Raw genomic sequence first — 20,667 nt, 5'->3', positions numbered from 1 at the left:
TCCTCATAATAAAATATGGATACTGTTTGTCCACCGTTACAGGATTGGGTGCTGGAAATAGAAACAGCCTGTGTTTGATGGTAAACACAGGCTGGGAGTAAATCAAAGTGATCAAAACGTGATGGTGAAGGGTTAATTTTGAGGGAAAAGAGTTGTTCGAAATTACTTTTTGCGTTTTGAAGAGAACAGTGAGTTGTAACTTGAAGAAAATGTGTAATGGTTCTCCATTTTAGTGGCTTGTACCTATTAATACTTCATACCTTATAGGGTATTCAGCCACTTTATTCATTAAATTAATCGCATGATTCCATAAATTTCATCATTTATTCCACGAGTTTGAATAATAATTCCACAAATTTCAATCGTTTATCGACGAGTTGCTAAATCTCGACAAATTCTGCGTGGAATATACCCCTTAGCTAAATTACTTGGTCACGCTATTCCCAACCTTTGCGATTAGAGAAAGTTTCATAATCACAACCAGTTTCATAATCGAACTCTTTATCGGTTCGAAGTTCATATGCTTCTGAAGCTAGATCCAGTATGGGTTCACATGTATCGTTTTCAGGCATATGAATAGGGTTCTTCAATACCAATTCATAAAAGTCTCTACCTTTGGTAATGACAGCGCATCGGAAATATAAAAATAAATCAACGGAAAAATGCTTATTATCATCCTTATAGGAATAATCTCCAATGTTTCGTGCGTGTTTTTCTGTATCTAATTGAAAGAGTTTATAAGACAAGGTTTCTTCAAACTGCTTTATATTCCGTACACCTAGTCCTGCTAACTTCTGAATAGCAGCTTCTGTATCCTCACCATCTACTAAAGAGATGATAGACCAAAACATTTCTTCACTCATCATTTTCTTAGGTGCTTGAACTTCAGCAAGTGATTCTCTAGCCATTCTTTCCTCATCTTCCCGAATTTCTATTTCAAAATTTTCTCGATCATGTTCCCAACGCCATTCATAATAAGCTTCTAATCCTGTGTCTTTATCCCAATCGCCACTATAACCGGGAAAGCGGCGGTCTTCTTTCATCTGAATATTACCAATAAAAATTAACTCTTTAGGTGGTTTACCATCAACAATCGATCCCGCCTTTTGCCCATCAAAGAAAAATCGATTTTGGACTAGCGTTTGTTTTAATTTTTCATCACCAATGTTAGGAAGTCTATCACTAATATAGGGAGTGGTTACGAGAGTTGTAGATCGATTTTGTTTATCAATAATTCTGATTGCTCCATAGCGGCCATCAGGTAACTTGACGGCATACACATTGCCCACAGAGTTCAGAATATTTTTATTTGATTTAAACATACAAACCTCCAAATGAAACACATTTTATGGTTAAGCCTATTATATATCTATTTTTTCAATTTTGTGGGGGCATAGATTTGTAAAATCTCTCAACAACTACTCTCACACAACATTTACATCAATCAAATACTTTCTAAAAATAGCCTTGTTACTCTTAATCTTGTAACAATTCAACATACATAATGACGGAGGGGTAGCAAAATGAGTTCTAAACAAGTCAATCGTCGTGATTTTATTAAGATTGGAGGAGCGAGCACGTTAGCATTAACACTTGGTTCACTCGGTAATACATCCAACATATTCACTGAAAAAGCCTATGCAGATCACAACGAAGAGAAAGTGTTAAAGTTTCATTCGGATGGCTCGTTTAAGGTCGTGCAGTTTAATGATACGCAAGACGATGAGCGCATTGACCGTCGTACGATTGAATTAATGGAAAAAGTGCTAGACGCTGAGAAACCTGACTTTGTGGTACTGAACGGAGACGTAATAACGGGTGGTTGTGATTCGGAACTCGAAATGAAACAGGCGATGAACAATGTTGCGGGTCCGATGGAAAAGAGAGGCATAAAGTGGGCTGTTACTTTTGGAAATCATGATGAAGATTCTACACCAAAAAGCGGTGTGGATGAGAGTAAGATGCTAGCTTTCTACCAATCTTACAAACACAATGTGAACGATAAGGGAGCGAAACACATCACAGGGACAGGCAACATGAACCTTCTTGTTTGGGACACGAAAGGGAAGAAGCCCGCTTTTAATTTCTGGTTGATGGATAGTGGAAGGTACGCACCAACAGAGATTGCGGGTCAAAATTTCGAGGGGTATCCAACGTGGGACTGGGTTCGTTTTGATCAAGTCAGCTGGTACAATGAAACGTCTCAAAAGATTGAAAATCGTTTTGGATTTAAGGTGCCTTCTCTTATGTTCATACATATCCCGTTATGGGAGCACCGTTATATGTGGTATTCGAGTGTAGATGGCCGAACAGAAGCTGATCATGCACGTGCTAAAAACAAACATCAGATTACAGGTGAGAGAAACGAAGATGAATGTCCGGGTCCAATCAATTCTGGCTTATTCTCAGCTATGCAGCATCGAGGGGATGTAAAAGGCGTCTTTTGTGGACATGACCACATTAACACATACGCGGGGAACTATTATGGCATTATGCTCGGATATGGTGGAAGTGCTGGATTCGGAGCGTACGGACTTCCCGGTGAGGAAAAGAATCGACTTCGGGGAGCTCGTGTTTTTAACTTGGATCTAAACCACCAGAATGTTTTAAAAGAAACACACATGGTGTTTGCAAAAGATTATGGCATCGATCTATCGCCAAACGATCAAAGCATGGATCCTGCTCCTCTCTCAGGAGAAAAACAACCTGCGATGCAATAGGGGAGTCACATAAACAAATAATTATATTTTACTATGATGGTTTTCAAGAAGAATTTTAGCCTTAAAAAAATAGACTATCCACCTATATCAATGGTCTAGATTATGTTTAATTGCAAAATTTGTAATGCCAATCGTAAATACATGTTATAAAATTATAACGATTTAAAAAACTACATATTGGAGGATTAAGCATGTTGAAGAAATCGATGTTGTGTTCATTTGTTTTTACTCTAGTGATGTCTTTTGTCGTCATTTCATCTGATGATAACCAAAAGGCATGGGCGCTACCGCCAGGAACACCTACTAAATCTGCTGCACAATCTCAGTTGAACGCCTTAGTGGTTAAGACAGAAGGTTCAATGACAGGCTATTCTCGCGATCTTTTTCCACACTGGTCGAGTCAAGGTGGAGGATGTGATACACGTCAAGTTGTTCTTAAGCGTGATGCAGACTCATTTAGCGGGAACTGTCCTGTAACTTCAGGCAGCTGGTACAGCTACTATGACGGTGTCACAATTACAAACCCATCTGACCTTGATATTGATCATGTCGTGCCATTAGCTGAAGCCTGGCGTTCTGGTGCCAGCAGCTGGACAACAGACAAACGTGAGGATTTTGCCAACGATCTTACGGGACCTCAGCTTATTGCCGTAACAGCAAGTTCAAATCGTTCAAAAGGGGACCAAGATCCATCAACATGGAAACCTACTCGAACTGCCGCTGGATGTGGTTATGCAAAATGGTGGATTCAAACAAAGTACACCTGGGGCTTAAATCTTCAATCAGCGGAAAAAACACAACTTCAAAGCATGCTTAACACTTGCACGTATTAATAGAATTAGAGTATAAACAATGTATGAACTTGTTAATAAGAAGGGAGCTGTTCCAATGGAAGAAAAATCAACGGTCTTTACGGCAACTCATGGGGTAATGACTACAGAGGTCGGCGTGATCAGCGGGGAGCTCGAGCTTAAAACAAGTTGTAATAAAGAAGGTATTTTGAAGCTTGCCATCACATATGCGGGAGCGGCAGAGTGGTATACGCTTCCTGGTGAAGAATATCGATTGTACGATTCACGCGATCACGAAGTTATTCACCATATGCTGGCTAAAGTATTAGAACGTGCTTAACACATTTAATAGACAACAGTGGACCGTCTGAAACCAGGCGGTTCTTTTTTATTGATAGCGAGAATGGTATATTAATAAATTGAAATGTGGTCTTACGCATACATAATTAAGTGAAGAAGTTTTATAGAAGGAGAATAGAGATGGTCACGAGGGAAGGTCTTGAAAATAAACAAATATGGATTTATGTCATTTCTTTAATGCTAGGTGCTTTCATCGGTCTTAGTTTTGAACGTTTTGGAACTGAACTACAATGGACGATTTCTCCTCTAATTGCTGTCCTTCTTTATGGGATGTTTGCACAAATTCCTTTTTTAAATCTTAGAGAAGCTGCTTCAAACATTAGATTCATGCTCGCTTTATTAATCGGAAATTTTGTATGTGTTCCCATCGTTGTGTGGATCCTTACTTCCTTGTTTCCACAATCTCCACCCATTCTTTTAGGAATTTGCTTAGTTCTCCTAACTCCGTGTATTGATTATGTAATCGTCTTTACTCAATTAGGAAGAGGAAACGAAAAATTGATGCTTGCGGCAACGCCACTTCTATTTGTAGTTCAAATGGTCTTGCTTCCTCTATATTTGTGGTTATTCATTGGGGAAGAGATGATATCCGTCGTGCAGATTCAGCCTTTTTTAGAAGCCTTTTTCTTACTCATTGTAATCCCATTATTATTAGCAGTCCTTACACAATGGTGGGCGAAAAAGCAAACGCTAGGTGATAAAACATTAGAACTTACAGCTTGGTTACCTGTTCCGTTCATGGCTTTTGTATTGATCATAGTCGTCGCTTCGCAAATTGGAAAAGTCTACAGTGATTTTGATAGCATCATTAAAGTTGTTCCGATCTACGTCTTATTCTTCATCATCATGCCAATTGTTTCTCGCTTGATCGCACGGGCATTTTCTTTAGATAAAGGTGCAGGAAGAGCATTGATTTTTAGTATGGGAACAAGAAATTCACTAGTCATTCTCCCGCTAGCCCTTGCATTACCAGAGTCTTGGCGAACATTAGCTGCAGCGGTAATCGTAACACAGACGATCGTTGAATTGATCGGTGAATTGATCTATATAAAAGTAGTGCCGAAATGGATAATTAGAGATTCTCAGTAAAATGAGCACAGAAAAAAGGCAGGGAGCGTATCCCTGCCTTTTTCATGGTTTCATCTTGCTAACAATTAGGGGTTAAGGTCTTGCATTATAAGTTTCGTGCGTTAAATGGTAAAAGTGTATGTATCTCTACATTCTTTTGTTTAATTAGAAAAGAAGTATGTACAGGCGGTTGTACAAGCGGATTGGGAGCGGAAGAATAAGATATGAAAGGTATGTCATGTAAATAGAAAAGGTGATCAATAAAAATGAGTAAAGCAATAAGTCCTTTTTTCTTTAATTCGTTTCCGAAGAGCGGAACACATTTAATGTTTCAAATATTAACAGGAATTCATTCCATCACATTTGATCAAAATCTGCATCTTTATGAAGGTGTCTCAACACAGTTAGCAGAACATCAGCGCGAGTTAGAGAAGCTAAAAGAGAGCGAATTTTTGTCTGGACATATTTATTATTCCACATCATGGGAGAAGCTTCTTCAAGATCTCGATATGAAGCAAATCTTCCTCTACCGGGATTTGCGTGATGTGGTAGTTTCGTATAACTACTATATTGAGAAAGTAGATGCACCACTTCATCAATATTATCAAAAAAAGCAACTGTCTAAAAAAGAACGAATGTTATCAATCATAAGAGGGATTCCTGAATTAGGTCATCAAGATATTCATGATTGGTTTTCGGAATTCAAAGGGTGGTTAAAGGCACCTAACGTGCTTTCGGTTAAATTTGAAGATTTATTAAGAAGTGAAGAATCTTTAGACCAATCGGTTCAGAAGATCGTAAAGTTTATTACAGAAGAGGAATCAGAAAACCTCGATCAAAATGTAATCGAACGTGCGAAAGAAAACATTTCGACTAAAGGCTCAGCTACTTTCAGAAAAGGTACAATCGGCAACTGGAAAGAAGAGTTTGACGATGAGATTACCACAGCTTTTAAAGAGACAGCTGGACCATTGCTTATTGAGTTAGGATATGAGAAGGATTTACTTTGGTAAAGAAGTATTTCTTCTTGAAAAAAATCGTAGAGTAATTTGCTGCGGTTTTTTCTTTTTTTTTAACCAAAGTACATATTTAAGTCATAAAACAGTTTTAAATACAAAATTTTTTCTTCCATCTTTTTTAAAAGTGGTACAATAGTACAAAAGTAGGTAAAAATTTCAAAGGGGAGTGAACACGATGGGTTTAGTCTTGGAAAAGGATTATATAGAATACTTTACTAATAACAGAGAAGAGTTCCAAGAATCTTTATTAGCTGAAGCCCGAAATGTTCGTGGGAAAATCGAAGAAATATTGTTGGTAGGTAATATCGATTTATTGTCAAATGCTCATAAACTTGTGATGTACACCATCCAAGGTAAAGACCATGAATTAGAAGAATTTGCAAAATATGAAGGTGTATCGTGGGCTTCTCATAGCCTCACGCTTGCATTTAAACTAGAATGGGTTCACGCCATTCGAAGAACGGTCTGGAAATACTTGCAGGAATTTAATAAATTGAATCAAATTGACATAGAGGCTGAAAGTTTTTTCAATACGGAAAGACAAATAAATGATCGTATTGATAAATTTTTAAATGAGCTATTCTTAAGTTATTCAGAGTACAAAGATAAGTTGATCGAGTGTCATAAAACACTTGTTGAAAATCTTTCTGTTCCAATTATTCCGATTACATCTAAGGTTTGTGTGCTTCCATTAATCGGAAATATTGATACTTATCGAACAGATACGATTGAAGAGAAAGTTCTTTTGGAAATCAGCAGACTTCGCATTGGAACGTTAATCATCGATTTATCTGGTATTGCCCAAATGGAAACGGATGCGATTGAAAGGATCATGAAAGTTATGGAAGGTGCGAACATGATGGGTTGTGAGTGTGTGATTACTGGTCTGCGTCCAGAAGTTGTACGTAAGATAACAAATATCGGATTATCTTTTGAGAGCAAAGCTCAGACAAAAGCTACACTTCAGCAAGCTTTAGAAGATTATTTAAGATAGAGAATTATTAGATTTATATAGATGGAAAGAGTGTACATTGCTTTATTAGTGTACACCCTTTTTTGTATCATCTATTTTGCTAGCGAGACTAGCTCTTTTCGAAAATGAATGTCAGCAGCATCAGGAGTAGGTAATCCTTCCCATCGAAACAATTCTTTATAGCCGTTTCGTTCATAGAAGCCTGGCGCTTGAAAAGTGAAAGACGTAGTGAAGACGTGTGTGCAACCTCGTGTTATAGCTTCTTCTTCAAAATCTTTGAGTAGTTGAGAACCTAGTCCGTCTTTTCTAACATCTTCACGAACCCATGTCATTGCAATACCAGCAGCTACGCCCCAGGTCCAACCACTCATACCGGCTGCGAGTTCACCATGTTTATCTAAAATTTGCACAGTCAATTCTCGAGCAGCAGGAGTGCCGGTCGTCGCTGCATGGTTCACTTTGTCCAATTCATCAGAAAGCCGCTGATCTAACTCGGCATTTCCATCACTAATTAACACCTCGTAATGATCTTTCATTTGTTTTCTTAACTCCTGGATTAGTTTTATAAAAATGAGCGTTTATGTATGTAAACAGTATATCAAATGGATAAATCATGCGGTTCATCAGATAAGTTTTGTAAAAAGGAATTTGGTAAGACAGTTTAATCATACTGTTAGCCATATTCATGCTTATTTTAAGTAAAATGAGCGATTAGCGGTAGTCAGTTTCAAATCTTAGGTGGTGCAGCTTCATTAATCGGTGGAAATCTATTAAACATAGGTGGTAAACATAACTTTACAGGGGGAAATCACTAATTTATCGGTGAACGTGTAAAAAATATATAAAACACGTACCGTAAATACACATATCAACTCCTAAAAAAAATAGCAAACCCCCCGATCACGATGGTCGGGGGGGATATAAAAGAGTAATTATCCTTTAAAATTACTTCTTTTTGCTTTTTTTCTTAGATTTCTTGTGCTTTTTATTGCAATCACATTTAGTTGGAGAACCAGGATCAATCACTTCTTTGATTACTTTCTCCTCATACACGTCACGGCGAACATATTTAATGTGTTCACGCTTTACACGAATGATAGGATGAACGAATGTGACTTCTTTCTCTGTGTATTTATCCTCAATGATATATACAGGATCACAACAGATTACTTTTTTCTTCTTTTTCTTACAATGCTTGTCTTTACCCAAGATAGCACCTCCTACATTTCATACTTTAGTAGATGCAGTTAGAGGGTAAAATGATCTAGACAAGTCACTATTTTTTAAAATTATAAGGTAAAGTCCTATTTTTAAACATCCCAAAAATCACTTAATTTCGCTGTGTCTTCTTTCTTTTTTACGATACTTAATACAATTCTCATTGTTGTGCCATCAGGTTTATAGGAAGGATCGTCTAGCAGTTTCTGAACTTGGTAGGAAGGAAACCTACTGGCTTCTTGCAACCATTGTAAATCTAAATTGTGTTTTTGAATCCACGTATTTAATTTTGTGTTCATCATTTTCTCTCCCATAGAATCTTCTGTTAATAATATACCATTCCTTTAATTAAACTTCTACATATTTTGTACACAAGTTAAACAATTGATATTCAACTCTGTCTAGAAAGGTTTTAAACGTATTAAGTTGAATTTCTAATAAGGAATTTACCGAGTGTGGAGGACAAGTAACGATGAAGAATATTTATATTAAACTTCTAGAGAGAAGTGATCTGCAAGCATTATTTGATATTGAAACAAGAAACAAAGTGTTTTTTCAGCAATATGCACCTGAGAGAGATTCGGATTTTTATTCTTTAGATGGTCAAATAAAAAGATTGAAAGAGATAGAAGAGCGAAAAGAAAAAGGGTTAGGATACTCTTTTGGTATTTATCTTCATGGTACACATGAATTAATCGGACAGATCGGTCTGTTCAAGATTGAGAGGGGATCTGCACAAAAAGGGATGGTAGGGTATTCTCTGGATAAAGTTCATAACGGTAAAGGTTATATGACTGAAGCTCTTCCCCTTATTATAGAGTTTGGTTTCAATGAGCTTAAACTTCATCGAATAGAAGCAGAAGTAATGCCACATAATATCGGATCCATCAAATTATTAATGAAAGCTGGATTTCATAAAGAAGGAATCTCAAAGAAAAATGTGAAGATCAATGGCAGTTGGGAAGATCACCAGGTACTTGCCATTCTTAATGAAGAGGATATAGATATTTAAAAGGTATGAAGGGCAGGCTGTAATCATCGTTCATTATAGCCTGCATCATACTTCTTAATAAGATGCTGGAGAGTCGTTACGTTTATTCCTGTCAATGTCACCGTTTTCGGCCATCAACAACTTATTTACGTACGCTGCGCGCGCTAGTTCATATCTTACTCGTTTACTTGCATCCACAAAATGAGCTTCTTTTACGATCCCTGAGAGAGAATACCGGTGTCCTTTGTAATCGACGTTTAATTCGGTAATTTGATTAAATTTAAAACTTTCCACAGGCTTACCGTCCAGATCTGTTAAGAGGTACTCACTATATTTCTCGTTGCACGTTCTCGCCACTTCCTCTATAACTTGAAACGCCTCGTCGGGATTTTGTCTGTAGTTAAGGATAAGACTTTCGTTCACTCGCCGCATCCCACGGTTTCCGTTTTGAAGCTCGTTGATACTACCATAAGAAACAGTGTATAGATAACCGTCGTATTGACGAATCTTCAAGTGACGCACACTTATTTCCTCAATCTTTCCCTGTTTGTTACCGTTGATAATTACATAATCACCAAGATTGATCTGCCGTTCAAACAAGTAGGCTAGGCCCATAATATAATCTCGAATGATATGTTGGAAGATTAATGCGAGCGCACCGGCTACAACAACTGAACCTGTAACAAGTCTCGTTAGATTGAAGAAATGGCTTAATACATAAATGAAGAAGAACACCAATCCAAGAACCTTGAGAACTTGATCAGTAAAATGCATCAACGTCTCTTCACGATTTTCATCTAGAAAACTTGTTTTATCAAAGAAAAGCTGAACAGATTTTCTAATAAAATATGCGGTGACTACAATTAATAAAGCTACGATTAGAATTTTTACAGGTAATTTGTTAAACAACTCTAAGTTAAACATTCTTTCAACTCCCACTCTTACTATACCAATAGAATGCGAAAAATAAGCAAATTTATTTTCTGATTTCCAATGGATTTTAAAAGATTAGGGGAGAAAGGTCAAACAAGGGATATATGAAAACAATAAATGTGTATACTTTTCTGGTTGTGTTGAAATTGTGTATACAAAAAGACTTCAAACGGAGAAGCCTTTTTTCTGTTTAAATATTTTTTTTAAGCAGGAGTTAAAATAAATTGTTCGGTTTCTTGGATCGCGATTAATTGATAGATATGGCTTTTCAATTCTTGTCTGATTTCAATTGGAATAGTTAGTCTTCCTTTTACACCTATAATAGGAGTAAATTGTCTTTCGTGCCTCTTATCAATGATGATTATTCCATCTTTAACATCAACGCCTACTTTTTCTCCAACTTGAAACTGAAATTCTTCTCGCCATACAACAGGGATGTGAAAATATCCTTTCTTGTTGTCATAAAACTTATTTAGTACAACTGACATCATGTCACCCCGATATTAAATTCCAAATTATGTATACTTATACCAACTTGTTTATTTTTATAAATATTACCATAATATCTCTTGGATGTTCAATATTGTTTGATTTTAACAGAATTTGTTTAAAGAGAGGGGGCAGAGAGAAGAAAAGGTGGATTTTAATATGCAAAAAAGTGGAGGATTAAGATATCCATCCACTTTACTAGAATAGGGTAGAAATAATAAAAAACCTTAAACAAAATTAAATATCTTATAAAGAAGTTACAACATCTCCTTGTATCGGTTCATAATCACCATGAAAACGAATACGAATAGATTTTGCGTTGTGGTGGTTGGGCGAATTCATAACTTGAAAATGAATATGTGGCTCAGATGAATTTCCTGAATTTCCACAGTATCCTACTAACTGACTTTGTTTGATCATTTGGCCTTCCTTTACAACAATTGAATTTTGCTTGAAGTGAGCAATGAGGCTATACTCGTTGTTTGCATGTTGAATGATTACATAGTTACCTTCTGGATTAGAAACATTCGTTGACCCCAGTTCGTTATCCACGATAGAGTTTACAACTTGTACGACTCTCCCATCACATGGAGCTACTACTTCTTTATTAAATGCATAAAAATCATCATTTGATGTTGGAGTATTTCTAAAGGATTGTCCATTTTTTATAATTACAAGATCGTAAGCGTATCGCTGCTCTTCGATCTCATAGTGATAATTGATGAATTGATTGGCACCTCCCCAAAATACAAACCATTCATCTTGAATTGGCATCATGTAAGTATTCTTTGAAAGCTGATTGTCTGTTTCAGGATAGGTTTCATATGGCGCAAGTAAGAGGCTATGAATAACATCATCAGGATCGAAAATGACACTGATCGCTTTAATTTTTTCGTTATCTAGCCATAAATAGTGTCTTAAATAATCTGTAAGCCGTGTTTCCGATACCAAAAAATAATTCTGAACGCCAAAATTAAAGGAGGAAGATAACTCCATAAAATGTTCGATCGTAATCATTTCTTTAAAATTACTCGCAGTTTGATTATAGATCGCTTGAAATTCTCCTTTTAAAAATCTAGTACCAATCGTTTCCCCTGTTATACACCGTTGCAAGTTGTTCACTGAACCATCCTCTCGTAAATGAATCGTTTTGTTAGTCTCTGTACAATTATTTTACCACCGAATACCAATTAATGTTAATTTAGAGAAGGATCTACAAAATTTTCAACCGATAAAGGAGAGGAAAACTTGAAGAGTATTTATAAAGGAAGACATGTGGCAGCGGTGGAAGGTGACTTTGTAGTTTTTGTGATTGGGATGCGAGTGAATAAGCTGCTATCATTTTCTAAATGGATACCTGTATTTAAAGCGATGGGTCCTATGATAAGAGAACTTTATCAAAACCAAGAGATCGGTTTTTTACATACAGAATTTCATTTTAGTTGGAGGAGAGTAACACTTATTCAATATTGGAAAAGCTTTGATCAGCTCGAAGCTTATGCACACGGTAGAACTCACTTAAAAGCATGGAAAGCATTCAACAAGAATATAGGTGACGATGGAAGTGTTGGTATCTTTCATGAAAGCTACAAAATTGAAAAGCGGAGTGCAGAAGCCATTTATAACAATATGCCAAGAATAGGACTTGGAAAAGCCTATTCGTTAGCCTACGTAACGAAAAACACTCAAAGTGCTAGAGAAAGAATGAACAGTTAATACTAGTTGATCTATCCTCACAGGATAGATCAAACCTATAATAAATCTACGTGAAAGAATGGTTTAGAATTTTGGTTCAGCTCTTTCATGAATCATGTGTATCGTAGAACTCCTACTTATCTTTAATAGTTTGGATTATTTATAAGCAATTAACGAGTTATTCAGGAATATAATAGATTAGTAAATACCACACTTCATCAGGATAATATAACTATAGATAGAATAATCGCCTCTCCGTATACTTAAGAAAAGGAGGAGTCATTACATGTCTGATAACTGGAATTTTTATATCGAAGAATTGGATGGAAATCTTGCTTCATTTGTTGTTGATTTGGATGTAACTGAAGAAATTAATATCAAAAAATACAATTGGTTGTTTTCAGTCAAACTTACTGTTAAGTCGCCTACTGAGCTAGGTTTCCCTGAAGAAATTGAGGATGAATTACTTGGGGAGCTTGAGTACGATCTGATGGAAAAATTATATGATGAAGATATCATTCAAGTTGGACGATTAACTACGAATGGAACACGAGAATTCTTCTATTATGCTAAAAAAGAAAAACAGGCCAAAATTATAGATAAACAGGCACTCGCTATTTTTGATAATAATAAATACGAAACGGAAATCTCAAGTATAGAAGAAGAGGACCCGTGGTCATTTTATTACGAATTCCTATATCCAAATGAATATCATCTTCAACAGATGAGTAACCGTGATTTAGTGGAATTGCTTGAAAAAGAGAATGACGATCTAGAACAACTCAGAGAGATTCAGCATTGGATAGAGTTTCAAACCTTAAAAGATTTAAAAGCATTTGAAGAAGACATTATTAAAGAAGGATTTAAAACAGAGGATTTCGAAGATGAAAAGAATGAAGAAGGAACATTTACCATTACAATCTCTCGAGAGGACGGTGTAGATTACGACTTGATCGACTGTGTTACAAATCTTATTATCGAAATATCTCAAAAACATAATGGCGAATATGATGGATGGGAGTCTCCAGTTGTTCTTAAAAAGTAAGATCTTAAGTTATTTTAATTAAGGAGCATACTGATGACAGATTTAGTTAGCGGATACCAATGCACATGTTGTGGCAAATATCATGATGAACTTCCTTTAAATTATGGAATTGATGCACCTGTATATTATGAAGAGGCTACAAGAAAAGAGAGAAAAAAGCATTTTGAACTTACTGATGATTTTTGTGTAATGGACGGTGAACATTTCTTCATAAGAGGTTGTATTGAAATTCCCATTATTGGATCTAATGAACTCTTTGTATGGGGTGTATGGGTATCACTTAGTAAAGAAAACTTCGAACTAACTTTAGAGCAATGGGATGACCAAAATAGTGAACAATTGCATGGGATGTTTGGGTGGTTATCTACACACCTTCCCATGTATCCTGAAACGGTAAATTTAAAAACCAATGTACATACCCGCTCACATAATTTGCGACCTTTTATTGAGCTTGAGCCTACAGATCATCCATTATCTATTGAGCAAGCGCAAGGAATTACAATGGATCGCGTTAAAGAAATTGCACAATTTTTTTGTGAACTTAGTAAATAAGTCTATAGAGAAGTTTATGAAAGGGATCAGATAAATTTATTCATCTGGTCTCTTTTTTAATTGGAACTCGTCTTTTTATTAAGGTACTTAAAAAAAGGATCATTCGTGGACTTGCTACATACTTCCTATATAATAATGCTAACAAGCTTCATTTTAGGAGGAACAACGATGAGCGGTGAAAAAATTCTAATTGTTGAAGATGAGAAAAAGATAGCTAGAATTATCCAACTAGAACTTGAACATGAAGGATATGAAACGGAAACAGCTATGACTGGCATGGAAGGATTAGAAAAATTCAAATCAGACAACTGGGACCTCATCCTGCTCGATGTAATGCTGCCTGAATTAAGCGGGCTAGAGGTGTTAAGACGAATTAGAGCGACAAGCAGTCATATTCCAATCATTTTATTAACGGCCAGAGATGCCTTGCCAGATAAAGTGAGCGGGCTTGATCTTGGCGCAAACGATTATGTGACTAAACCGTTTGAAATTGAAGAATTGTTGGCTAGGATCCGGGCATTTCTTCGCATGAATCAACACTACAACGAAGACCAAGAAAGAGAAAAATTTGAGCTCGGAGAACTAACCGTTGATTTAAAAACAAGAGAAGTTAAACGTGACTCTACCTTAATTGAGTTAACACCGAGGGAATTTGATCTTCTTGTTTTCATGATGCGAAACAAAAACCAGGTATTGAACCGTGATCAAATACTATCAAATGTATGGGGTTACGATTATTATGGCGATACCAATGTTGTAGATGTCTACATACGTTATCTGCGTAAAAAGATAGACTCCACTTTTTCGCACCCCTATATTCATACGATTCGTGGAGTAGGCTACACGATGAAGGAGTAAATCATGAACATAAAAAATCGGATAACTTTGTTTTCAACGGTATGGCTTTTAATCATTTTACTCGTCACGAATAGTGGCATTTATCTTCTGTTTCAAAAGAATCTACATGATAATGCTCTTGAAGGTACAGAGACAAGGATGGAAAGTTTGACCGAAGCCGTAAAAACATCTACTGAGACAAAAATGAATATGACACAGCTTTTGCGTGCCTACCTTCCAGCAGATTCAATGATTCGTATCATCACTAGTAACAATCGTGTAGTTGCTACTTCTTCGAGAATTACAGATGATGATATGCTTCAGGAAATCAAACCGATTTTTAGAACCAATCAATACAGTGAGGTTAAGACGTTAGATGGAATGGTTTACACGGTTTCTCAACACCCGGTCATTTGGACGGATGGGGAGGTTGTAGCTTTACAGTTGATCGAGAAAGAAGCTTCTATTCCAAACACGTTGCAGATTTTAAGAATCGTCTTAATTATAGCAACCTTACTTATTCTGATTCCTTCGTATATAGGAGGTCGGTTCTTAAGCAGGTTGATCTTAGTACCGATCAGCAATTTAACCCGAACGATGGAAGAAAACCAGAGACTCGGGACGTATAAGCGAATCACGATCAATAAGAAATCGAATGATGAACTGAATAAGATGGCAAGAACTTTTAATCATATGATGGATCTTCTCGAAAACAACTACAAAAAGCAAGAACAGTTCGTTTCAGATGCTTCCCATGAACTGAGAACACCGCTGACTGTTATTGAAAGCTATGCAAAAATGCTTAAGCGATGGGGTGGAAATCGACCAGAAATTTTAGAAGAAGCTGTAGAAGCAATCCACTCTGAATCCATTCGGATGAAAGAGTTAACCCAACAAATGCTTATTCTAGCAAGGGATGAATCGCAAGTGGATCTGCAACTTGAACAATCCGATTTGGTTGAAATGGCTAAAAATGCAGCAAAGAATATGACCAAGGCGTACGACCGTGACATTCAAGTTCATTCCAACTTAGACGAAATTCATGTTAAGTGTGATTCGTTAAAAGTTAAGCAAGTTCTAATCATCCTTTTAGATAACGCCATTAAGTATAGTTCGGGAGGTATTAAAGTGGAGTTAACCAAAAAAGATAACTCTGTGAGGTTCTCCGTAACAGACTATGGAATCGGCATTCCAAAGGAAAGTCTAGATAAAGTATATGATCGATTCTTTCGTGTGGACCAAGCTAGAAGCCGTGAAACAGGGGGAGCTGGGTTAGGCTTATCCATCGCTAAACAAATTGTTTCTGCTCACCAAGGAAAGCTTCATCTGGAGAGTGAAGAAAGTAAAGGAACAACCGTTACAATGGAGATTCCTTTAAATCAGAATTAATTCTCATCATTTTCTCATCTGATTCTTATAGAGCTTTCATTCTGACATGCGAAAATTCATGTGAAGGGGGAATACGTATGAACAAAAAAATAGCTGTGATTTCTGTAATAGTAATCGTTATTCTCCTTCTTGTCTTCGGAACAAGAGAGTGGGTGAACGGGAATCAGGGCAGTAGATTAGATAAAGAGAAAATCAACAAAATGGTAAGTGCAAAATATCCTGGAGAGATTTTATCTACAGAATTAACGAATAGAGATGATACAGGTCAATATAAAACAGTGTTGAAAAGTGAACAAGGTGTTTATATAATCTGGTCTGATGCGGTTTCTGGAGAAATTCTCGACATGAATCGAACAGAAAATGAAGAAGTTCAGGAGGAACGTATTACAGAAGATGTAGCAGAAAAAATAGCTGCCGAATACGGAAATGTAAGATCTGCCGAATTTAATGAAGAAAGCAAAGTCTATTTTGTTCTTGTCAGTAGTGAAGGTAAAACATATCGTTTAGAAATTAACGGGACCAATGGGGACATTAAGAGTAAAAACGAGGTTGATTCTGTAGATGAAGATGAACCGGCTCAGCCAAACACAAAAATAACACAAGAAGAAGCGAGACAAATCGCACTAAATGAAGTAAAAGGTAGCGTTACGGATATTGAGTTAGATGATGAAGACGGTGTAATCGTTTATGAAGTTGAGATTGAAACGAAAACGAAAGAAGCACAAGTGATCATAAATGCGTTTTCTGGCGAAGTAAACTCCGTAACGATGGAGACAAAAGATAGTGACTAAGAATGCTCTCATTTAGAGCGTTCTTATTTTTTTGAGAAAAATCACCAAAGCTTCTCATCGTTTTCTAATCTTCTCTTCCCTTTGTTCTCATTTTACCTGTCTATTATAAGGATATAGTTAAAAACAAGGAGGAAACAACAAATGAAAAAACTAACAAAAATTATTGCAGGTACAGTATTAGTCGGTGGTATTGGAGTAGGAACATATACTTATATAGAAAACACACCTAGCGCGTTTGCAGCTAAGAATGTGATTTCAGAAAAACAAGCAAAAGACATTGCATTGGAAAAAACAAAAGGCGGAACTGTTACTGAGATGGAACTAGATCGCGATGGTCTAAAGGACAAATATGAAATTGAGGTTCTTAACGGAGATAAAGAATATGATCTTGATATCGTTGCAGAAACTGGTAAGGTTTCCAAAGTGGAAGAAGGTATGAAAGATCAAGATGATAATGACAACGACGATGACGGTGACAATGATAATGGTGTTGACGAAAAAGAAAGTTCAGAACGTGATGATCAGGTAGACCCTTCAAAGATTAAGATCACGGCTGAACAAGCTCAGTCTATCGCCCTAAAAAAGGTTTCAGGAACAGTGAAAGAAATGAGTCTAGATGATGATTATGTGTATGAATTTGAAATTCAAAAAGACAAAAAAGATATCGATGTTAACGTAGATGCAGTGACAGGTGAGGCTGTCGTTGATCAAAATGATAATGACTAATCAGCCTTAAACAATAAGAAACGAGGTCTCCAAACAATGGAGCCTCGTTTCTTTTCAAATTAAGGTTTTATTTTATATTCCTTTTCACTACCGTCCTCAAATTGAACTTCTAAATCAAATGCTGTAAAGTCTTCTTTTAAGTTGAATTTATCAATAATCTGCTTAGTAACTTCTCCATCTTTTGACTCCGAAGTAATTTTCAAATCTGAAAATATTGGTTTTAGACGTTCCATTGCATCATCTCCAGAGAGGTTTTCATCCTTTACTCCATCTGTTAACTTCGCTTCCATTCCATCTTTTTCGTTTTCATAATCAACATCAAACGTTTTATTGTCTTTGTATGTTACATCAAGATCAAAAGAAGTGAAATTGTAAGGGGAATCTCTATTCGCTTGATTGGAATTGTTCTCTTTCGGTGCATCTTTTGGAGGATTCTTAACTTCTTCTTTGTTGCCGCAACCTGAAAGTGCAAGTACGAAAGTTAATGCAGAAGAGTAGATCATTAGCTGTTTTTTGTTCAAGGCAGACCTCTCCTTTAATGTATTTTCTAGTGTAATACCCCATTAAAATTGATTTGAACCTTTACTTAGAAAGAGTTTATAAACCCTTTAAATATCTAACTTTGTTAAGTTTTAAATGATATTAAATAAGGTAAAAATCTAAAAAATAATATATAATCTTGTAAGTATAGAGTCGTTCATCATAGTGCAAGTAACTTTTTCGAAGAGTATCTTGCGGCTAAAATGGTCATTCTATGGATATTACATATTATTTTTATGAGATTTGAAAGGAGATTCATGGATGGATTCAATTTGGTTAGAGTACGGGTGGGCATTATTAATTCTAATTGGTCTTGAAGGTTTGTTATCCGCTGACAATGCCCTAGTACTAGCGGTTATCGCAAAACATTTACCTGAAGATCAGAAGAAACGAGCGATCAGCTATGGAATTATAATGGCATTCGTTTTCCGCTTCGGTGCACTTTTTGCCATTTCTTTTATTGCGAATGTTTGGCAGATTCAGGCGATCGGAGCAGCGTATCTGTTATACCTTGGATTGAAACATGTGATTCAAGCAAAATTCGGTAAAGAAAATGAGAAGATTCAAGAAGAAGTCGAAGAAGAAGCAAAAGGAAAAGGATTTTGGCCGACAGTTGGTAAGATTGCTATCGCTGACTTAGCGTTTGCGATCGATTCGATTTTAGCTGCCGTTGCTCTTGCTCTAGGTCTTCCAGATTCACCACTTGGTGATTTTGGAGGAATGGACGGTGGACAATTTATCGTAGTTGTTCTTGGAGGGGTTGCGGGTCTGATCTTGATCAAGTTTGCAGCAACTTGGTTTGTTCAGTTGTTAGATCAACGACCTGCTTTAGAAACAACTGCTTATGCCATCGTTGCTTGGGTAGGTGTGAAGCTTGCGGTCATTACACTTGCTCATAATGATATTGGAGTATTAAATCACGATTTTCCACATAGTACGGTTTGGACGATCATTTTCTATGGTGTGTTAGTCGGTATTGCGGTAATCGGGTGGTTTGCACCGGCTAAATCAAAGAAAACTGAAACATCTTTATAAGATAAACAAAATGGAGTCAGCAGAAATTAATCTGCTGACTTTTTTGTTGCTTTTTACTTTAATTACATAGAAGGTTTATTCTGATTTTTTAAATTGGTATACAAATGATATATAGTAAGTATTAAACAAATCATTAATCCAAATCCAAGTCCGAGAAATCCCTGCATTCTTACCCATCCAATTGTAAAAGACATGAAAATCCACAGGTACCAAAAGCCCCCCAATAGAATGAAAATAGGTCCAGCGAATACCTGTAATCTTTTGTGTAATTTGAAAGCTAAAAAAGATGCACTACTCATTAGGAAAGTGAAAATGGGTTGAACATGTAATTCAAATCGAGATTGCGCATCTTCCGGTGTCTCATACGGTTGATTTAATTCTATAAACGTAAAAGCAATGGTTATTAGTGATAGGATTGCATAGCTCCATATCGCTCCTCTATTTATTGAATGCATATAAAAACTCCTGTCAAATATACGTTTTATTCCTTAATCTTAATTCCATTATATGTTAAATTCATCAATGAAAGTTAAAGAAAGTTACACTTAATAATTTCTTATATTCACATTGATTCTTAAGAGTCAAGAAGGATTAACGTGATTGAATATGGAAATATGGCTCTTACTCAAAATTATTTACTGTCTGATAACTGTGAAGAATATGGTCATAAGGACGTGGAACTTATGGAAGCAACTGAAATTTTAAAAATGAATAAACAAAGATGGGAGGTCTCAGCCGAACGCTTTTTTGGTAGAACGGCACTTCCTGAATACGGACCTTTTGCTTTTAATGAAGAGCAACTAAAGTTATTTGGTTCAATAAGAGGTAATACAGTATTAGATATCGGGTGTGGTAGTGGTCATTCATTGCAGTATATGGGTAGAGAAGGTGCTAAAGAATTATGGGGATTAGATCTCTGCACGAAGCAGATTGAGACGGCGAGAAACGTTTTACACAATCAACAAGTAGAGGTTACATTAGTTGAATCACCTATGGAAGAGAACCCTGGATTACCAAGCGGTTATTTTGATATTGTTTATTCAATCTATGCATTGGGGTGGACAACAAATTTAAATCTTACGTTCTCAAATATATATAGTTATCTTAAACCAGACGGCATTTTTATTTTTAGCTGGGAACATCCTCTTCATGATCGGTTGAAATATGAACAAGAACAGTCTAAGTTCATTTTTAACAAATCTTATGTGAATGAAGGCCCAGAATATAATGAAGGTTGGCAGAATTTAGCCGTTATTCATCACAGAAAATTAAGCACTTACATAAATGCTTTAATCGATGCAGGTTTTATGATAGAAAAAGTAATAGATGAAGTTTGCTTACCAGATGAACAATCGGAAAATCCCGCGAGATGGTATTCCACTCAAAAAGCAAACCTTGTTCCAGCTACTTTTATTATAAAAGCATCAAAAAGGTAAATACCGTTTAAAAGGAGTTCAATAATGACTAGTTGGAAACCTCAAGAATTTACTACAAA

General features: G+C 36.2%; 24 protein-coding genes. 16 read left to right on the top strand and 8 right to left on the bottom strand.

All coding sequences use genetic code 11. The features are described from left to right. Positions 1 to 437 precede the first annotated feature (437 nt). Positions 438 to 1,322 (bottom strand): DUF4240 domain-containing protein, encoded by an 885-nt coding sequence (locus tag ACNJYY_RS11735; RefSeq protein WP_416728638.1) that lies wholly within the window; start codon positions 1,320 to 1,322, stop codon positions 438 to 440. Positions 1,323 to 1,523: 201 nt separating this feature from the next. Here ACNJYY_RS11735 and ACNJYY_RS11730 point away from each other — a divergent pair, with 201 nt between their 5' ends. The 6 genes from ACNJYY_RS11730 to ACNJYY_RS11705 all read left to right on the top strand — a co-directional run bounded on the left by ACNJYY_RS11730 (position 1,524) and on the right by ACNJYY_RS11705 (position 6,952). Beyond that, positions 1,524 to 2,720 carry a metallophosphoesterase gene (locus ACNJYY_RS11730; protein ID WP_416728637.1) on the top strand — a complete coding sequence of 399 codons (1,197 nt, stop codon included), beginning with the start codon at positions 1,524 to 1,526 and terminating at the stop codon, positions 2,718 to 2,720. A gap of 191 nt (positions 2,721 to 2,911) precedes the next feature. Next, the gene (locus ACNJYY_RS11725; protein ID WP_416728636.1) at positions 2,912 to 3,553 is read left to right on the top strand and encodes an HNH endonuclease family protein; all 642 of its coding nucleotides are present in this window, start codon (positions 2,912 to 2,914) and stop codon (positions 3,551 to 3,553) included. A gap of 19 nt (positions 3,554 to 3,572) precedes the next feature. Further along, entirely contained in the window at positions 3,573 to 3,851 is a 279-nt protein-coding gene (locus ACNJYY_RS11720) for a hypothetical protein (RefSeq protein WP_416728635.1), read from the top strand. A gap of 140 nt (positions 3,852 to 3,991) precedes the next feature. Continuing rightward, positions 3,992 to 4,960, top strand: a complete 969-nt coding sequence (locus ACNJYY_RS11715; protein ID WP_416728634.1) for an arsenic resistance protein — start codon at positions 3,992 to 3,994, stop codon at positions 4,958 to 4,960. A gap of 245 nt (positions 4,961 to 5,205) precedes the next feature. Further along, on the top strand, positions 5,206 to 5,952 hold the full coding sequence (locus tag ACNJYY_RS11710) for a sulfotransferase domain-containing protein (RefSeq protein WP_416728633.1): 747 nt from the start codon (positions 5,206 to 5,208) through the stop codon (positions 5,950 to 5,952). Positions 5,953 to 6,133: 181 nt separating this feature from the next. Further along, positions 6,134 to 6,952, top strand: coding sequence for an STAS domain-containing protein (locus tag ACNJYY_RS11705; RefSeq protein WP_416728632.1), 819 nt, complete (start codon positions 6,134 to 6,136; stop codon positions 6,950 to 6,952). Positions 6,953 to 7,023: 71 nt separating this feature from the next. On the opposite strand, the gene ACNJYY_RS11700 is transcribed toward ACNJYY_RS11705, so the two are convergent. The 3 genes from ACNJYY_RS11700 to ACNJYY_RS11690 form a co-directional block, all read right to left on the bottom strand. Next, the gene (locus tag ACNJYY_RS11700; RefSeq protein ID WP_416728631.1) at positions 7,024 to 7,467 is read right to left on the bottom strand and encodes a GNAT family N-acetyltransferase; all 444 of its coding nucleotides are present in this window, start codon (positions 7,465 to 7,467) and stop codon (positions 7,024 to 7,026) included. 409 nt (positions 7,468 to 7,876) lie between these two features. Further along, positions 7,877 to 8,140 carry a hypothetical protein gene (locus ACNJYY_RS11695; RefSeq protein WP_416728630.1) on the bottom strand — a complete coding sequence of 88 codons (264 nt, stop codon included), beginning with the start codon at positions 8,138 to 8,140 and terminating at the stop codon, positions 7,877 to 7,879. Between the two features lie 101 nt (positions 8,141 to 8,241). Beyond that, positions 8,242 to 8,451, bottom strand: a complete 210-nt coding sequence (locus ACNJYY_RS11690) for a hypothetical protein (RefSeq protein ID WP_416728629.1) — start codon at positions 8,449 to 8,451, stop codon at positions 8,242 to 8,244. Between the two features lie 170 nt (positions 8,452 to 8,621). Between ACNJYY_RS11690 and ACNJYY_RS11685 the strand changes: the two genes are divergently transcribed. Then, the gene (locus ACNJYY_RS11685) at positions 8,622 to 9,161 is read left to right on the top strand and encodes a GNAT family N-acetyltransferase (RefSeq protein ID WP_416728628.1); all 540 of its coding nucleotides are present in this window, start codon (positions 8,622 to 8,624) and stop codon (positions 9,159 to 9,161) included. A 54-nt stretch (positions 9,162 to 9,215) separates the two neighbouring features. On the opposite strand, the gene ACNJYY_RS11680 is transcribed toward ACNJYY_RS11685, so the two are convergent. From ACNJYY_RS11680 to ACNJYY_RS11670, 3 genes are all read right to left on the bottom strand, one after another. Beyond that, positions 9,216 to 10,064 (bottom strand): mechanosensitive ion channel family protein, encoded by an 849-nt coding sequence (locus ACNJYY_RS11680; RefSeq protein WP_416728627.1) that lies wholly within the window; start codon positions 10,062 to 10,064, stop codon positions 9,216 to 9,218. Positions 10,065 to 10,276: 212 nt separating this feature from the next. Further along, positions 10,277 to 10,564 carry a hypothetical protein gene (locus ACNJYY_RS11675; RefSeq protein ID WP_416728626.1) on the bottom strand — a complete coding sequence of 96 codons (288 nt, stop codon included), beginning with the start codon at positions 10,562 to 10,564 and terminating at the stop codon, positions 10,277 to 10,279. A gap of 244 nt (positions 10,565 to 10,808) precedes the next feature. Continuing rightward, positions 10,809 to 11,684, bottom strand: a complete 876-nt coding sequence (locus tag ACNJYY_RS11670; protein ID WP_416728625.1) for a M23 family metallopeptidase — start codon at positions 11,682 to 11,684, stop codon at positions 10,809 to 10,811. Positions 11,685 to 11,810: 126 nt separating this feature from the next. Between ACNJYY_RS11670 and ACNJYY_RS11665 the strand changes: the two genes are divergently transcribed. From ACNJYY_RS11665 to ACNJYY_RS11635, 7 genes are all read left to right on the top strand, one after another. Then, the gene (locus ACNJYY_RS11665; RefSeq protein ID WP_416728624.1) at positions 11,811 to 12,278 is read left to right on the top strand and encodes a DUF4188 domain-containing protein; all 468 of its coding nucleotides are present in this window, start codon (positions 11,811 to 11,813) and stop codon (positions 12,276 to 12,278) included. A 265-nt stretch (positions 12,279 to 12,543) separates the two neighbouring features. Beyond that, positions 12,544 to 13,302 (top strand): DUF695 domain-containing protein, encoded by a 759-nt coding sequence (locus tag ACNJYY_RS11660; protein WP_416728623.1) that lies wholly within the window; start codon positions 12,544 to 12,546, stop codon positions 13,300 to 13,302. 33 nt (positions 13,303 to 13,335) lie between these two features. Further along, entirely contained in the window at positions 13,336 to 13,854 is a 519-nt protein-coding gene (locus tag ACNJYY_RS11655) for a DUF2199 domain-containing protein (protein ID WP_416728622.1), read from the top strand. Between the two features lie 168 nt (positions 13,855 to 14,022). After that, positions 14,023 to 14,712 carry a response regulator transcription factor gene (locus tag ACNJYY_RS11650; RefSeq protein WP_416728621.1) on the top strand — a complete coding sequence of 230 codons (690 nt, stop codon included), beginning with the start codon at positions 14,023 to 14,025 and terminating at the stop codon, positions 14,710 to 14,712. 3 nt (positions 14,713 to 14,715) lie between these two features. Beyond that, positions 14,716 to 16,080: an ATP-binding protein gene (locus ACNJYY_RS11645; RefSeq protein ID WP_416728620.1), complete on the top strand. Its 1,365-nt coding sequence runs from the start codon at positions 14,716 to 14,718 to the stop codon at positions 16,078 to 16,080. Between the two features lie 77 nt (positions 16,081 to 16,157). Beyond that, on the top strand, positions 16,158 to 16,871 hold the full coding sequence (locus tag ACNJYY_RS11640) for a PepSY domain-containing protein (RefSeq protein ID WP_416728619.1): 714 nt from the start codon (positions 16,158 to 16,160) through the stop codon (positions 16,869 to 16,871). Positions 16,872 to 17,012: 141 nt separating this feature from the next. Further along, positions 17,013 to 17,597: a PepSY domain-containing protein gene (locus ACNJYY_RS11635; protein WP_416728618.1), complete on the top strand. Its 585-nt coding sequence runs from the start codon at positions 17,013 to 17,015 to the stop codon at positions 17,595 to 17,597. A gap of 59 nt (positions 17,598 to 17,656) precedes the next feature. Here ACNJYY_RS11635 and ACNJYY_RS11630 read toward each other — a convergent pair whose 3' ends face one another. Beyond that, complete coding sequence (locus ACNJYY_RS11630; RefSeq protein WP_416728617.1) at positions 17,657 to 18,118, bottom strand: YusW family protein; 462 nt, start codon at positions 18,116 to 18,118, stop codon at positions 17,657 to 17,659. Between the two features lie 280 nt (positions 18,119 to 18,398). Here ACNJYY_RS11630 and ACNJYY_RS11625 point away from each other — a divergent pair, with 280 nt between their 5' ends. Together ACNJYY_RS11625 and ACNJYY_RS11620 are read left to right on the top strand one after the other, a co-directional pair. Beyond that, on the top strand, positions 18,399 to 19,172 hold the full coding sequence (locus tag ACNJYY_RS11625; RefSeq protein ID WP_416728616.1) for a TerC family protein: 774 nt from the start codon (positions 18,399 to 18,401) through the stop codon (positions 19,170 to 19,172). Between the two features lie 683 nt (positions 19,173 to 19,855). Further along, positions 19,856 to 20,608 (top strand): class I SAM-dependent methyltransferase, encoded by a 753-nt coding sequence (locus ACNJYY_RS11620; protein ID WP_416731856.1) that lies wholly within the window; start codon positions 19,856 to 19,858, stop codon positions 20,606 to 20,608. Positions 20,609 to 20,667: the final 59 nt, after the last annotated feature.

It is taken from the genome of Fictibacillus tiangongensis, from assembly GCF_048083785.1.
Lineage (GTDB): Bacteria > Bacillota > Bacilli > Bacillales > Fictibacillaceae > Fictibacillus.
The sequence above is the reverse complement of the archived record's forward strand: the minus strand, read 5'-3'. Positions and strand labels throughout refer to the sequence as shown.

What these genes read in the sequence shown, in the direction of transcription:
- ACNJYY_RS11735 (WP_416728638.1), bottom strand. Translation starts at nt 1,322, where the DNA reads ATGTTTAAATCAAATAAAAATATTCTGAACTCTGTGGGCAATGTGTAT.
- ACNJYY_RS11730 (WP_416728637.1), top strand. Translation starts at nt 1,524, where the DNA reads ATGAGTTCTAAACAAGTCAATCGTCGTGATTTTATTAAGATTGGAGGA.
- ACNJYY_RS11725 (WP_416728636.1), top strand. Translation starts at nt 2,912, where the DNA reads ATGTTGAAGAAATCGATGTTGTGTTCATTTGTTTTTACTCTAGTGATG.
- ACNJYY_RS11720 (WP_416728635.1), top strand. Translation starts at nt 3,573, where the DNA reads ATGTATGAACTTGTTAATAAGAAGGGAGCTGTTCCAATGGAAGAAAAA.
- ACNJYY_RS11715 (WP_416728634.1), top strand. Translation starts at nt 3,992, where the DNA reads ATGGTCACGAGGGAAGGTCTTGAAAATAAACAAATATGGATTTATGTC.
- ACNJYY_RS11710 (WP_416728633.1), top strand. Translation starts at nt 5,206, where the DNA reads ATGAGTAAAGCAATAAGTCCTTTTTTCTTTAATTCGTTTCCGAAGAGC.
- ACNJYY_RS11705 (WP_416728632.1), top strand. Translation starts at nt 6,134, where the DNA reads ATGGGTTTAGTCTTGGAAAAGGATTATATAGAATACTTTACTAATAAC.
- ACNJYY_RS11700 (WP_416728631.1), bottom strand. Translation starts at nt 7,467, where the DNA reads ATGAAAGATCATTACGAGGTGTTAATTAGTGATGGAAATGCCGAGTTA.
- ACNJYY_RS11690 (WP_416728629.1), bottom strand. Translation starts at nt 8,451, where the DNA reads ATGATGAACACAAAATTAAATACGTGGATTCAAAAACACAATTTAGAT.
- ACNJYY_RS11685 (WP_416728628.1), top strand. Translation starts at nt 8,622, where the DNA reads ATGAAGAATATTTATATTAAACTTCTAGAGAGAAGTGATCTGCAAGCA.
- ACNJYY_RS11680 (WP_416728627.1), bottom strand. Translation starts at nt 10,064, where the DNA reads ATGTTTAACTTAGAGTTGTTTAACAAATTACCTGTAAAAATTCTAATC.
- ACNJYY_RS11675 (WP_416728626.1), bottom strand. Translation starts at nt 10,564, where the DNA reads ATGATGTCAGTTGTACTAAATAAGTTTTATGACAACAAGAAAGGATAT.
- ACNJYY_RS11660 (WP_416728623.1), top strand. Translation starts at nt 12,544, where the DNA reads ATGTCTGATAACTGGAATTTTTATATCGAAGAATTGGATGGAAATCTT.
- ACNJYY_RS11655 (WP_416728622.1), top strand. Translation starts at nt 13,336, where the DNA reads ATGACAGATTTAGTTAGCGGATACCAATGCACATGTTGTGGCAAATAT.
- ACNJYY_RS11650 (WP_416728621.1), top strand. Translation starts at nt 14,023, where the DNA reads ATGAGCGGTGAAAAAATTCTAATTGTTGAAGATGAGAAAAAGATAGCT.
- ACNJYY_RS11645 (WP_416728620.1), top strand. Translation starts at nt 14,716, where the DNA reads ATGAACATAAAAAATCGGATAACTTTGTTTTCAACGGTATGGCTTTTA.
- ACNJYY_RS11640 (WP_416728619.1), top strand. Translation starts at nt 16,158, where the DNA reads ATGAACAAAAAAATAGCTGTGATTTCTGTAATAGTAATCGTTATTCTC.
- ACNJYY_RS11635 (WP_416728618.1), top strand. Translation starts at nt 17,013, where the DNA reads ATGAAAAAACTAACAAAAATTATTGCAGGTACAGTATTAGTCGGTGGT.
- ACNJYY_RS11625 (WP_416728616.1), top strand. Translation starts at nt 18,399, where the DNA reads ATGGATTCAATTTGGTTAGAGTACGGGTGGGCATTATTAATTCTAATT.
- ACNJYY_RS11620 (WP_416731856.1), top strand. Translation starts at nt 19,856, where the DNA reads ATGGAAGCAACTGAAATTTTAAAAATGAATAAACAAAGATGGGAGGTC.